This window comes from Streptomyces sp. NPDC048436 (assembly GCF_043200355.1).
In the GTDB taxonomy this organism is placed as follows: Bacteria; Actinomycetota; Actinomycetes; order Streptomycetales; family Streptomycetaceae; genus Streptomyces.
Window position 1 is genome coordinate 860,381 of the sequence record NZ_JBICXP010000001.1, and the last position, 13,301, is coordinate 873,681.

Annotated in this window: 12 protein-coding genes; 6 read left to right on the forward strand and 6 right to left on the reverse strand. The window is 70.7% G+C overall.

Going from position 1 to position 13,301, the window contains the following annotated elements:
• The first annotated feature begins 68 nt into the window (after positions 1-68).
• Positions 69-1,544, forward strand: coding sequence for an APC family permease (locus tag ACGFX9_RS03955; RefSeq protein ID WP_393464136.1), 1,476 nt, complete (start codon positions 69-71; stop codon positions 1,542-1,544).
• A gap of 42 nt (positions 1,545-1,586) precedes the next feature.
• On the opposite strand, the gene ACGFX9_RS03960 is transcribed toward ACGFX9_RS03955, so the two are convergent.
• From ACGFX9_RS03960 to ACGFX9_RS03975, 4 genes are all read right to left on the reverse strand, one after another.
• Positions 1,587-2,378, reverse strand: a complete 792-nt coding sequence (locus ACGFX9_RS03960) for an acetoacetate decarboxylase family protein (protein WP_393464138.1) — start codon at positions 2,376-2,378, stop codon at positions 1,587-1,589.
• A gap of 330 nt (positions 2,379-2,708) precedes the next feature.
• The gene (locus ACGFX9_RS03965) at positions 2,709-3,428 is read right to left on the reverse strand and encodes an SGNH/GDSL hydrolase family protein (RefSeq protein WP_393464141.1); all 720 of its coding nucleotides are present in this window, start codon (positions 3,426-3,428) and stop codon (positions 2,709-2,711) included.
• Positions 3,425-3,895, reverse strand: coding sequence for a cupin domain-containing protein (locus ACGFX9_RS03970; protein WP_393464144.1), 471 nt, complete (start codon positions 3,893-3,895; stop codon positions 3,425-3,427). The genes ACGFX9_RS03965 and ACGFX9_RS03970 overlap by 4 nt, the downstream gene beginning before the upstream one ends.
• Positions 3,896-3,977: 82 nt before the next feature.
• Positions 3,978-4,814, reverse strand: a complete 837-nt coding sequence (locus ACGFX9_RS03975) for a helix-turn-helix domain-containing protein (protein WP_393464146.1) — start codon at positions 4,812-4,814, stop codon at positions 3,978-3,980.
• 174 nt (positions 4,815-4,988) lie between these two features.
• Between ACGFX9_RS03975 and ACGFX9_RS03980 the strand changes: the two genes are divergently transcribed.
• Together ACGFX9_RS03980 and ACGFX9_RS03985 are read left to right on the forward strand one after the other, a co-directional pair.
• Entirely contained in the window at positions 4,989-6,371 is a 1,383-nt protein-coding gene (locus ACGFX9_RS03980; RefSeq protein ID WP_393464149.1) for a glutamine synthetase family protein, read from the forward strand.
• A 40-nt stretch (positions 6,372-6,411) separates the two neighbouring features.
• On the forward strand, positions 6,412-7,692 hold the full coding sequence (locus ACGFX9_RS03985; RefSeq protein WP_393464152.1) for a cytochrome P450: 1,281 nt from the start codon (positions 6,412-6,414) through the stop codon (positions 7,690-7,692).
• A gap of 7 nt (positions 7,693-7,699) precedes the next feature.
• On the opposite strand, the gene dusB is transcribed toward ACGFX9_RS03985, so the two are convergent.
• Positions 7,700-8,830, reverse strand: a complete 1,131-nt coding sequence (gene dusB / locus ACGFX9_RS03990; protein WP_393464155.1) for a tRNA dihydrouridine synthase DusB — start codon at positions 8,828-8,830, stop codon at positions 7,700-7,702.
• A gap of 58 nt (positions 8,831-8,888) precedes the next feature.
• Positions 8,889-9,776, reverse strand: coding sequence for a helix-turn-helix transcriptional regulator (locus tag ACGFX9_RS03995; protein ID WP_393464158.1), 888 nt, complete (start codon positions 9,774-9,776; stop codon positions 8,889-8,891).
• Positions 9,777-9,877: 101 nt separating this feature from the next.
• On the opposite strand from ACGFX9_RS03995, the gene ACGFX9_RS04000 reads away from it, so the two are divergent.
• The 3 genes from ACGFX9_RS04000 to ACGFX9_RS04010 are packed head-to-tail and all read left to right on the forward strand — an operon-like array spanning position 9,878 to position 13,295.
• Complete coding sequence (locus ACGFX9_RS04000; RefSeq protein WP_393464161.1) at positions 9,878-11,338, forward strand: MFS transporter; 1,461 nt, start codon at positions 9,878-9,880, stop codon at positions 11,336-11,338.
• A gap of 44 nt (positions 11,339-11,382) precedes the next feature.
• The gene (locus tag ACGFX9_RS04005; protein ID WP_393464164.1) at positions 11,383-12,861 is read left to right on the forward strand and encodes an MFS transporter; all 1,479 of its coding nucleotides are present in this window, start codon (positions 11,383-11,385) and stop codon (positions 12,859-12,861) included.
• Positions 12,858-13,295 carry a protein-tyrosine phosphatase family protein gene (locus tag ACGFX9_RS04010; RefSeq protein WP_393464167.1) on the forward strand — a complete coding sequence of 146 codons (438 nt, stop codon included), beginning with the start codon at positions 12,858-12,860 and terminating at the stop codon, positions 13,293-13,295. The genes ACGFX9_RS04005 and ACGFX9_RS04010 overlap by 4 nt, the downstream gene beginning before the upstream one ends.
• Positions 13,296-13,301: the final 6 nt, after the last annotated feature.

A 13,301-nucleotide genomic window follows, 5' to 3' on the forward strand; every position in this document is an offset into this window, starting at 1 on the left:
TACCATCAGCGCCATTCGAATTCGTACGGGCTCAAACGATAACGCGCTCCCCTCCCCGGAGGCCCGGTATGGCCATCGACCATCACGGCGCGCCCACGCCCGCGCCACCCCTCGCCACCGCCCTCGCACCGGAGCGCCGCATCGGCGTCACCGGCATCGTCTTCTTCGTCGTCGCGGCATCGGCCCCGCTCACCGTGGCCGCCGGTGGCATACCGCAGTCCCTCGGCGTCACCGGCATCCTCGGCATCCCCCTCCTCTACCTCCTCATCGGCGTCGTCCTCGCGCTCTTCAGCGCCGGGTACGCGGCGATGAGCCGGCGGATCACCGGCGCCGGAGCGTTCTACGCGTACACGGCGCAGGGGCTCGGCCGCACCGCGGGCGTCGGTGCGGCGTTCGTCGCACTGCTCGCGTACAACGCGATGCAGATCGGCATCGCGGGGCTCTTCGGCTCGACGACCGCGCAGTTCATCGACTCCAAGACCGGCGTCGGCATCCCCTGGTGGGCGCTCGTGTTCGCGTGCACGGCCGTCGTGGGGATGCTCGGATATCTCCGCGTCGACCTGGGCGTGAAGGTCCTCGCCGTGCTCCTGTTGCTCGAATTCGGCACCGTACTCGTCTTCGACATCGGGCAGTTCGCCGACGCCCCGCACGGCGTCTCCACCACGCCGCTCACCTGGGGCGCCGCCACGGACGGCTCGCTCGGGGTCGCGCTGTGCTGCGTGTTCGCCGCGTACATGGGCTTCGAGTCGGCGGCGCTCTACAGCGAGGAGTGCCGTGATCCGCGCCGCACGGTGGCGCGTGCGACGTACATCGCCGTCGGGCTCATCGGTGTCTTCTACGCGGTCACGGCGTGGGCGATGATCAGCGGGGCCGGTACCGCTCAGGCCACGAGGGTCGCGGGAGAGCAGGGGCCCGAGATGCTGTTCTTCCTCAGCGACCGCAGCGGCGGCCTCGGTCCGGTCTTCTCCGACTTCGCCCAGCTGTTCCTCATCACGAGTCTCCTTGCGGCGCTGCTGTCCTTCCACAACGCCGTTGCCCGGTACGTCCGTTCGCTCGGCCGGGAGGGTGTGCTGCCGCGCGCGCTCGGCGTGCCGCATCCGCGGTACGGGTCGCCGCACCGGGGTTCGCTGCTCCAGACCGCGCTCACCTTCACCGTCATCGCCGTCTTCGCGCTCGCGGGGCGCGATCCGGTGATGGACGTCTTCACCTGGCTGACCAACCTCGGCGCCCTCGGCGTGATCCTGCTCCTGCTCACCACGTCGGCCGCCGTCATCGCCTACTTCGCGCGCCGCCGCGATCTGGCCGAGCCCCTCTGGAACCGGCTCATCGCCCCGCTCCTCTCCGGCGTCGCGCTCGCCGTCGTCTTCTGGCTGGCGCTGACCAACTTCAGCGTGCAGCTGGGGGTTTCGGCCGACAATCCGCTGCGGTGGATCCTGCCGTGCCTGATCCTCATCGCCGCGGCGGCGGGGGTCGCGTGGGGGCTGTGGTTGCGCAGGGCTCGGCCGGATACGTATGCGGGGATCGGGTCGGCTTCGGGGCGGTAGGCCCGGGCCGCCGACCCCGCGGGCCGATGCCCCGGAAGCGCCCTATAGCCCCCTCTCCAGCAGTGTTCCGCCGTCCCACACCACGCCGACCTGGCGGTAGTACGCCCCGATCGGCTCCAGGACCTTCAGGGCGGCAAGCTCCTCCGTGGGTGCGTCGAAGAGGTCGAGTTCGGCCTCGCCCGACCAGGCCTGACCGCCCTCGAAGGAGGCGGCGCCGGTCGCGACGAGCTCGTCCAGGGCCAGCCCTTTGCCGTCTATGGAGGGGAGTTGGCGGTGGTGGGCCATGGGGTGGGCGTTGACGAAGCCGTTCGTCGCGGCGGGCTCGCGCAGGGTCACGACGGCCTGGGCGAGGCGCCGGTCGGCGGCGGCGAGGGTGGCACCGAAGGCGGCGCCCGCTTCGATGCGGGGCGCGGGGCCGAAGGGGTGCGGGCGGGTCAGGTGGATCGAGCCGAGCTTCTTCGGGTAGCCCTGGTGGATGCCTCGGGCGACGGCGAAGTCCTTGTCGACCCAGATGTAGACGCAGCGGGAGTAGGTACGGCCGCGGTAGCCGCAGCGCACGACGGCGAAGCACTCCTTGTACTGGGCGCGTACCGGGTCGAGCAGTTCGGCTTTGGAGTCCCCGCAGGACTGCCAGTCGGCCCAGATGAGGGCAACGGCGCCGGGGTCGTCCGCCGCCAAGTCGAGGGGCTCGGGAAGGAGTTCGCGTACTCGGGCGGGGTCGGTGCGGTACTCGACGGTGAGGAGGTCGCCGGAGTAGTGCCAGGGAGGGGCGGGGATGAGGGAGGCGCGGCCTGTCGCGGTCTTGGGCGGGAAGAATCCTTGGGCTGCGGGCATGGGGGGGGCTCCTTCGGGTCTTCGCCACCGGCACATCTTCCGTTTGGGCCCGTACGATAGGCCTCTGGGGGCGGGAGCGCTATTGCGCGACATCCCGTGAGTTCCTCTGCGCCCTGCTGACCACCCGGGAGGACATCATCGCGGTCCGGGACGCTGTCACCGGCAAACAGCGCGAAGGCCGGATCGTCGCCCTGCGGTCACTGTTCCGGCACGCGAAGAAGAACGGCGAGATCTTCCCCAACCCCACGATCCGCATCGTGTCCCCCGGCCGACCAGCGGCGTCCTCCAAGCCCTCGACCAGACAACCGATCGGCACCGAGCCGCTGCCCGCTACGCGCTCCGGGTCAGCAGACCGGCGTCGATGACCTCAGCGATAAGGGTGGCGCCGCGGCTGTTCTGGTGGATGTGGTCGGTCGTGAGCACGAGACCTCGCCGCCGCGAGATCGTGTCGAGGCTGCGGCGCAGCACCGCGCGCTGGGCGAGGACGCCGACGGCCGCTGTGGGCGTCGCCTCCCGGTATGAAATCGGCGGCGGGTCCGCTTGGCACAGTTCCTCGATCTGGCGTTCGTGGAGCGGAAGGTAGGCCACGTCGTTGGTGGCGGCGACCTCGGCGATCATCCGGCTGTACGCCTGCGATGCCTGTGCCGCTGCTCCGTCGAGTTGTTGGCCGAGTACCGGTGGCGACAGCAGACCGATCGTCGCGTCGGTCTCCGCTCGCAGCCGTGCGACGACGGCTCCCAGGCACTGTTGGAACCAGCCGGCCGACGGGCGATCGGGGAGCTTTTTGCGCTTCATGGCCTGCTCGACGGGGTAGCCGGCAAGGCTCGCTCGGGCGTCGTTGGTCCCGATCAACACGGTGATCACATCGGGTGGGTTCGTGACGACAGCATCGAGGCGCTGCAAGAGGTTGTAGGCGAAGTCGCCGTTGGCGCAGAAACGGGCAAGCTGCACGTCGCCGGGAGGGTGGCGTCGTCCGAGAAGATCCAGGTAGTCGACGCTGAACTGCGCGCGGGTGAGGCTGTCGCCGAGGCACGCGATGCGTGTCGTCACGGCGCTTCCTCCGGGCTTGGCGTGCCGACATGTTCGGTCGGGCGGGTGTCGGTCCGAGGACGGTGGTCGGTGCCGAGGGTCGCAGTGATGGCCAGGATGGACGTGGGCCCCTCCATGTCGACCACGTGCCATACCCCGGCCGGGTTGATGGTGGCCTCGCCCGGCCCGAGCAGAACGTGGTCGGGCACCCCGTCCACGTCGCGGGTGACCGTCACGGACCCGCTGAGGCAAACGACCAGTTCGTCGCCTGCGGGGTGGCTCTCCCAATGGTCGCCGATCCCGTCGCCGTCGAAGATCATCACCGTCCGGCCCTCGGCGCCGTCCGCCGCGACCGCGGCGCTGTAGGCCTGGAGCACCTCCGGGTCCCAGGTGAAACCCTCGACGGGTTTCGCTCTCGATCCCAGTCCGAGGTGCACGGGGGTGGTCCGCAGGTCCATGGCATTGCGTTCGTGGTTGAGGAGTCTCATGCCGACGATCGTCCACGACAGCGATCGGGCGGTCTTGAAGAAAAGGGAAGAGAAGCCGACACGAAGGGCAGACGGTTGGCGGCTATCCGGCTCCGAGGAGGACTTCGCTGCGACGCCAGGCCGTCGGCGATCGGCCCGTGAACTCGCGCCAGTCCCGAACGAGATGGGCCTGGTCGGCATAGCCGGAGACGGTTGCCACATCGCCCCACGGGAGCGGGTCCCGCGCCGCCGCCAGTTCGTGCGCGTGCTCGAAGCGCAAGACTCGGGCGAAGGTCTTCGGCGACAGGCCCACCTCACCGCGAAACCGCTCGGTGAGGTACCGACGGCTCCAGCCGAGTTCCGCGGCGACTGCACCGACCTGGACGCAACCCCGCGCGGCGACGAGGCGGCGCCATGCCTCGGCTACCTCCGGGCGCACCCGACGCACATGGTCGCCGCAGGCGCCACGGCCGACAGCTCGGAGGAGCAATTCGTCCAGCGCGGTGAACCGCGCCGCCCATGTTGTCGCCGATCGGAGCCGGTCGACCAGCTCGACGGCAAGCGCTCCGAGAAGCTCGTCGAGTGGGACAAGGCGGTGGGCGAGCTCGGCGGACGGCATGCCGTAGATGGCCCGGGCCCCGAGCGGTGTCAACGATATCTGAACACCTTGCTGGCGTCCGTCATGGTGAATCGCGACGGACCGGCACATCAGACCGCCGGCCACGCTGCCGAATCGGGTGACCGGTGACCCGTCGTCAACGCCCGCCGCCACCTCCAAAGGATCTGACAGGCTGATCACCGCAGTGAGCGCGCGGCTCGGCGGGCCGCAGTGCACCCCCGTCGGGAGCCCGCGGAGGTCGAAGCCGACATACGAGTTGACGTACTCCCGCAAGGTGGGCGCCGGACGTGCGCCGATCCCGGTGACCGCGTGGTCCTCCATTTTCGTCAGTGTATGAGCCGCCCAGCCCAGGAAGGTCACAGTCCGCGGAAATACCGATACGTCCCCTCCGGTCCTCAATCCCCCCCGGAGGGGCTTGCGCGCACCCCCAGGGGTTTCTATCGTTTGGTCTCAAACGATGACCCCGCTCCGCCCCGCAGAAAGGCTGGACCACGGGTGACCGAAGCGAGCGCAACCCAGCGGAACACTGCCGCCCAAGTCGAAGAGACCGTCGAAGCCCTCCGCGCCCACGGCACCGACATCGTCCGCGTCATCTACCCCGACCTCATCGGCGTAGACCGCGGCCGGGACATCCTCGTCGGGCAGCTGCCCAGCGCCTGCGGTCACGGGCTCTCCTTCTGTCGCGCCGTCTACCACACCAGCCCCCGGGGCGACGTCGTCCCCGTGGCCGGCGGGCTCGAAGCCGGGCTGCCCGACGTCTGCGTACGGCCCGATCTGAGCACTCTCCAGGCCCTGCCCTGGGAGCCCGGCGTCGCCTGGTGCATCGGGGACACCTTCGACCCCGCCACGGGCGAGCCGACCCCGGAGTCGCCACGCGCCCTGCTGCGGCGGGTACTTGAGGGGGCGAACTCGTACGCCGGGGGTCCGGTCACCCCCGTCGTCGGGCCCGAGCTGGAGTACTTCCTGTGCGAGGCCGATCCCGCTGCCGCCTCCGGATGGGCCCTCTACGGAGGCGCCACCGGCAACGTCTACAGCGCGGGGCGGCGCGGTGACCCGGACGGCCATCTCCTGCGCACCCTGCGGCTGTTGGCGGACCTCGGTATCGGCGTCATCGCGGGGAACCACGAATTCGACGGCGGGCAGTTCGAGATCAACCTCGACCACTCCGAGGCCCTGGACGCCGCCGACCGCGCCTTCCGCTTCAAGGCCGCCGTCAAGGAGACGGCCCGCCGCGAGGGACGGCTCGCGACCTTCATGGCCAAGCCGTTCAACGCCCTCGGCGGCTCCGGCTTCCATCTGCACATCTCGCTCACCGACTCCGCCGGACGCCATGTGTTCGAGGATCCGGGAGCCCCCGACGGGCTCTCCGCGTCGGCCCGGCACGCCATCGCCGGGCTCCTGCGGCACGCACCCGCGCTCAGCGCCCTGCTCAACCCGACCGTCAACTCCTACAAACGCTTCGGCCCCGACACCCTCGCCCCCTGGCTGATCGACTGGGGCCTTGACAACCGCAGCGCCATGCTCCGGATACCGCCCGAGCGTGGCGCGGGGACCCGCCTGGAGCTGCGGCTCGGCGACGCGTCCGCCAACCCCTACCTCGCCGTCGCCGGAGCCGTCGCCGCCCTCCTCCTCGGCTTACGGGACAAGGCGGAGCCGCCCCCGCCCCTGGAGGGCTACGGCTACCAGGAGGACTCCGCACCCCGCCTCCCCGGCACGCTCGGCGCCGCCCTCGACGCCCTGGAGGCCGACGAAGCACTCACCGAGCTGCTCGGCACCGGGTTCACCGACGCCTTCCTCACGTACAAGCGCAACGAGATCGAACGCTTCCAACAGCACGTCACCGACTGGGAGTTCATGGAGTACGCCTTCCAGATCTGACCCGTCAGGTGCCCCCGCAAGCCAGCGAAGGAGTACGCCCGTGCGCAGTACGGTCACCGCGGGGCCCACCCCCCTCGCCCTCTCCGACGTCGACCTCGCCGACAACGACAAGTTCACCGACGGCACGCTCCCCTGGCGGATGTTCGACGTGCTGCGCCGCGAGGACCCCGTCCACTGGCAGCCCGAACCCGCGCCCAACTCCGGCTTCTGGGCCATCACCCGGCACGAGGACATCGTGCGCGTGGACCGCGACCCGGAGACCTTCACCTCCACGCGGTTCACCAACCTCGAAGAGGTCGACGAGGACCAGATCGCCCTGCGCCGCTCCCTCCTGGAGACGGACGGCATGCGGCACCGGGCGATGCGGCTGATCCTGCAGAAGCAGTTCACCCCGCGCGCGGTCGCGACGTACGAGACGTTCCTGCGAGGACTGACCGCCCGCACGCTCGACGCGGCGCTCCCCAAGGGCGCCTTCGACTTCGTGAAGGAGGTCTCGGCGGACTTCCCCATCAATGTCCTCGCCCGCATGCTCGACGTACCCGAAGAGGACACCCAGCAGCTCATCGACTGGGGCAACCGCATCATCGGCAACACAGATCCTGATTACGCCGATGTACTCCTTGAGAGCGTGGAGAGCGAGCAGTACCGCGATCTGCCCTTCCGCTCCCCCGCCGCCCTCGAAGTCTTCGCGTACGGAAGGGAGTTGGCGGCGAAGCGGCGCGGCGGCGACGGCACGGACCTGGTGAGCGCGCTGGTCAACAACTCGCCCAAGGACGGCGTCCCGCTCTCCGGCACCGACTTCGACAACTACTTCCTGCTGCTCGTCGTCGCGGGCAACGAGACGACACGGCACGCCATTTCGCACTCCATGCTCGCGCTGATCGACCACCCCGAGGAACGCGCCAAGCTCACCGCCGATCCCTCGCTCATCCCGGGCGGCGTCGAGGAGTGCCTGCGCTGGGCATCGCCCGTCTACCACTTCCGGCGCACGGCGACCCGTGACGTCGAACTGGGCGGCAAGCTCATCAGGGCCGGCGACAAGGTGGTGCTGTGGTTCGCCTCGGGCAACCGTGACGCGGACGTCTTCCCCGACCCGTACCGCTTCGACGTGACGCGCGAGAACATCGACCACGTCACCTTCGGCAAAGGCAGCCCGCACTTCTGCCTGGGCAACTCCCTTGCCCGACTGGAGATGCGCGTCATGTTCGAGGAACTGCTGCCGCGGCTCGCGGACATCCGGGTCACCGGAGAGGTGCGGCGCGTACGGTCGAACTTCGTGAACGGCATCAAGCAGCTGCCGGTCCAAGTCACCCTGCGCTGAAGGCGGTTCAGCCTCCGGACGTGTCCAGCTCGGCGTCCTCGCCGATGCCCGCGCAGTCGTAGGGGTCCTTCAGCCAGCCGTCCGGCAGGACCACACGGTTGTTGCCCGACGTACGGCCGCGCGGACCGTCGGCACCGGAGGGCCAGGCCTGGTCGAGGTCCAACTCGCCGAGCCCATCCTCCAGTTCGGCGAGGGACGAGGTGATCGCGAGGCGCTTGCGCATCTCCGACCCCACCGCGAAACCCTTCAAGTACCAGGCCACGTGCTTGCGGAAGTCGATGACACCGCGCGCCTCGTCGCCGATCCACTCGCCCAGGAGAGTCGCGTGCCGCAGCATGACCGCGGCGACCTCGCGCAGATCCGGGGCCTTGGGCGCGCCCGTACCCTCGAAGGCGGCCACCAGGTCGCCGAAGAGCCAGGGCCGGCCGAGGCAGCCACGGCCGACGACAACGCCGTCACAGCCGGTCTCCTTCATCATCCGCACGGCGTCGGCGGCGGACCAGATGTCTCCGTTGCCGAGGACGGGGATCTCGGGGACGTGCTCCTTGAGGCGGGCGATGGCGTCCCAGTCGGCGGTGCCGCCGTAGTGCTGGGCGGCGGTCCTGCCGTGCAGCGCGATCGCCGTGACGCCCTCCTCGACGGCGATACGGCCCGCGTCGAGGAAGGTGATGTGCTCGTCGTTGATGCCCTTGCGCATCTTCATCGTGACGGGCAGATCACCGGCCCCGGCGACCGCCTCACGCAGGATCGCCCGCAGCAGGGGCCGCTTGTACGGGAGCGCGGAGCCGCCGCCCTTGCGGGTGACCTTGGGGACGGGGCAGCCGAAGTTCAGGTCGATGTGGTCGGCCAGGTCCTCTTCCGCGATCATGCGGACGGCCTTGCCCACGGTGGCCGGGTCGACGCCGTACAGCTGGATGGACCGCGGCTTCTCGGTCTCGTCGAAGTGGATCAGCTGCATGGTCTTCTCGTTGCGCTCGACCAGGGCGCGCGTGGTGATCATCTCGCTGACGAAGAGGCCCTTGCCGCCGCTGAACTCCCGGCACAACGTCCGGAACGGCGCGTTCGTGATGCCCGCCATGGGGGCGAGCACGACGGGCGGCCGCACGGCGTGCGGACCGATCTGAAGCTGGGGCTCCATGGCGGGGGATCCTCCGGGGCGAGCTGGGGCGAGCTGATCTGAAGCGAGGGCAGACCTCTCATTGTCCCCCATCCGCGCCACTGCCCGCGCGCCCCTCCTTCAGCAGCCGGTACAGCTCGTCCGTGGCGGCCCGCGAGCGCTCGTCCGCCGGGACGTACGTCCCCAGGCGCGGCCCCTCGGCCGGGCCGAGCCACAGCCCGTGGTACGTGAAGTGCAGCGGCCCCACCAGCGGGTTGTTGAACCGCTTGGACTGGTCCACCGCCTGCATCACCTCATGCCGCTCCCACAGTTCGCAGAACTCCGGCGAGGCCTTGCGCAACCGCCTGAGCAGCGTCTTCCACGCCGGGTCCGCGAGGTGCCCCGCCATCCGCGCCCGGAACCTCGCCACCATCCGGCGCATCGTCTCCTGCCGGTCCTCCATGGCGGCCTGCCAGGCGGGGTGCGTGAACGTCAGCCACATGCAGTTGCGGTCCTCGGGCGGCAGCACGTCGAGATCGGTGAGCAGATTCCCGTACGTGACGTTGTACGCGAGGACGTCGTACCGGGAGTTCTGCACGCACGCCGGATACGGCTCAAGCTGGGTCAGCATCCGCAGCAGGCCCTGCGGCACGGACGCTGTCTCGGCGGCCGGGGAGGGATCGGCGGTGCCCGCGAGCTGGAAGAGATGGGCGCGCTCACCGGCGTCCAGCATCAGGGCACGCGACAGCGCGTCCAGCACCTGCGCCGAGACGTGGATGGCGCGGCCCTGCTCCAGCCACGTGTACCAGGTGACGCCGACCGTGGAGAGGTGCGCGACCTCCTCACGGCGCAGGCCCGGCGTACGGCGGCGCGGGCCGCGCGGCAGGCCCGCCTGTTCGGGCGTGATCCGCTCGCGGCGGCTGCGCAGGAAGTCGGCGAGCTCACTGCGGCGGATACGGTCGGGCTGCGCCGGCGCTGCGGTGTTCATGGGACCAGCTTGCCCGCAGGACGGCCCTGTTTCCAGGTAGTACAGGTACCAGGATAAAGAGACTCTGGTACCAGGCTGGAAGTACGACGACCGTCGTAGGCGTGAACCTCACGAACTCCACGGCACATGTACTCAAGCCGGCCCCGGCTCCCCCGGCCCCGGCTCCCCCGGCCGCCGCCTCCGCCCTGACCCCGCTCGGCCTCGTCACCCTCCTCCTCGGCGCCGCGCTCCCGATGATCGACTTCTTCATCGTCAACGTCGCCATGCCCAGCATCGAACGCGACCTGCACGCCTCCCCCGCCACCCTGGAAATGGTCGTCGCCGGGTACGCCGTCGCGTACGCCGTCCTGCTCGTGCTCGGCGGGCGGCTCGGCGACACCTACGGGCGCCGCAAGCTCTTCCTCTGGGGCGTCGCCGCCTTCGGCGCGACCTCGCTGGCCTGCGGGCTCGCACCCGGCGCCTGGTGGCTGGTGGGCGCGCGCGTCGCACAGGGCGCGTCATCGGCGCTGATGCTGCCGCAGGTACTCGCCACCATCCACGCGACGACGCGGGGCGAGCGGCGCACCAAGGCCGTCGCGCTGTACGGCTCGGTGGGCGGGCTCTCCGTGGTGCTCGGGCAGGTACTCGGCGGGGTCATCGTCGCCGCCGACGTGGCGGGCACCGGCTGGCGCATGGCCTTCCTCGTGAACGTGCCCGTCGCGGCGGCGGCCCTGCTCTGCGCGGTGCGCGCGGTACCGGACAGCAGGACCGAGCAGCCCCGGAGCGGCGACATCGCCGGCACGGTCCTGCTCGCCGCCTCACTCGTCGCCCTGCTCCTTCCCCTCACGGAAGGCCGGGCCGCCGGCTGGCCCGCGTGGGCGATCACGCTGCTCGCCGCGTCACCGCTCCTCGCGTGGGCGTTCGCGTACGTCGAACTGCGCGCCGAACGCACCGGCGGCAGCCCCCTGCTGCCCCCGTCGCTGCTGCGCGCACCCGGCGTACGCAAGGGACTCGTACTCGGTCTGCCGGTCTTCATCGGCTTCAGCGGCTGGATGTTCACCAGCGCGGTCACCCTCCAGCAGGGCCTGCACTACAGCGCGCTGAAGTCCGGGCTGACCCTGGTCCCGATGGGCGTCGCGCAGTTCGCGGCGTCGATGCTCGCGCCGCGCCTCGTGACGTGGCTCGGCAGCCGTGCGATGACGGCGTGCGCGCTGGTGCACGGCTGCGGCCTCGCGGTCCTCGCGCTGACGGTGCTGTGGACGCCGTGGCCCACGCTGAGCCCGCTCGCCCTCGCGCCCGGCCTCGCCCTGTGCGGCATCGGCCAGGGCATCCAGCTCGCCCTCTACTTCCGCATCGTGCTCGCGGCGGTACCGGCCGCGCGGGCAGGCGCGGGCAGCGGCCTCGCGGCGACGGTGCAGCAGTCCTGCCTGGCCATCGGCGTGGCCACACTCGGCTCGCTCTTCCTGGCCCTGGTGCCGGGCCTCGGCATGCGGGACGCGTACGTGATCGTGCTCGGCGCACAGCTGGCGGGACTGCTAGGGCTTGCGCTGCTGAGCCTGCGGCTGCCGCGGAGGCTGGGGTGAGGGGGTGCACGCACCGTCCCGCGCCGCGAGATACCGTCGAAAGCATGCCCGAGACACAGCTCACGCACCGCCGACGCATGCTTGTCCTCGCGATCTGCTGCATGAGCCTGCTGATCGTCAGCCTCGACAACACCGTCCTGAACGTCGCCCTGCCCAGCATGGCGCGGGAGTTCGGCACCAGCATCTCCGGCATGCAGTGGACGATCGACGCCTACACCCTCGTACTCGCCGCGCTCCTCATGCTCGCGGGCTCGACGGCCGACCGCGTGGGCCGCCAGAAGATCTTCAAGGTGGGGCTCGTGATCTTCACGGCCGCCTCCGTCGCCTGCTCCCTCGCGCCCAACCTCGAATCGCTCGTGGCCTTCCGCATGCTCCAGGCGGTCGGCGGCTCCATGCTCAACCCGGTCGCGATGTCGATCATCACCAACACCTTCACCGAGCCGCGCGAACGGGCCCGCGCCATCGGGGTCTGGGGCGGCGTGGTCGGCATATCCATGGCGGCGGGCCCGCTCGTGGGCGGCCTCCTGGTGGACTCCGTCGGCTGGCGCTCCATCTTCTGGATCAACCTGCCGGTCGGCCTCGCGGCCCTCCTCCTCACCATCCGCTACGTCCCCGAGTCCCGCGCCCCCAAGCCACGCCGCCCCGACCCCGTGGGCCAGCTCCTGGTGATGGTGCTGCTCGGCGCCCTGACGTACGCGATCATCGAGGCCCCGGCGGCGGGCTGGACGTCCCCGCTGATCCTGGCCTTCGCGGGCGCCGCCCTGCTCGCCCTCCTCGGGCTGCTCGCCTATGAGCCGCGCCGCGCCGACCCCCTCATCGACCTGCGCTTCTTCGGTTCGGCGCCGTTCAGCGGGGCGACGGTGATCGCGGTCAGCGCCTTCGCCGCGCTGGGCGGCTTCCTCTTCCTGTCCACGCTCTACCTCCAGAACGTACGCGGCCTGAACGCGCTGCACGCCGGGGTGTGGATGCTGCCCATGGCCGCCATGACACTGATCTGCGCCCCGCTGTCCGGTCGGCTCGTGGGCAGCCGGGGCCCGCGGCTTCCGCTCCTGATCGCGGGGGTCGCGATGACGGTCTCGGGGGTCCTGTTCGCCGCCTTCGACGCGGAGACCACGAACGTGACGCTCTTCCTCGGCTACGTCCTCTTCGGCCTCGGTTTCGGCTTCGTCAACGCCCCCATCACCAATACCGCCGTCTCCGGCATGCCCCGCGCCCAGGCGGGCGTCGCAGCCGCCGTCGCCTCCACGAGCCGTCAGATCGGCCAGACCCTTGGCGTCGCGGTCATCGGCGCGGTACTGGCCTCCGGGGTGGGATCCTCGTCGTACGCCGCCGCCTTCACCGAAGCGAGCCGCCCCGCCTGGTGGATCATCACGGGCTGCGGCCTCGCGGTCCTGCTCCTGGGCGCGCTGACCAGCGGCCGGTGGGCGAGGGGGACGGCACGGCGGACGGCCGAACGGCTCGACGCGGGCCCACGAGAACCACTGGCGGAGAGGCCGGGCGGCACCACTACGCTCGCGCCGTGACTCACGCGACCGAGACGTGGAACTTTCCTGCACCAGGCGTACTACGGCTACCCTCCGGGCGGCTCATCCGAGGGCGTGGCCTGCGATATCCCCTGCCAGCGGGCCCGAAGCCCACTTTCGCCCTCTACCTGCTGGGCAAGGAACCGCCGCCAGCCACATGGCAGTTCCAGTGGCTGCACTGGCCCGACTTCCGCCTCCCCACCGACCGCACGGCAGCGGCGGCGGCTCTGCGCGAGGCACTGGAACGTGCCGGGAGCGAGCGGGTGGAGGTGGCGTGCGGGGGCGGACTGGGGCGTACGGGTACGGCGCTCGCGTGCATGGCGGTGCTGGACGGGGTGCCGGGCCGGGAGGCGGTGGCGTATGTGCGGGAGCACTATGCGCGACGGGCGGTGGAGACGCCCTGGCAGCGGGGGTTCGTGAGGCGGTTCGGCTGAGGAGCC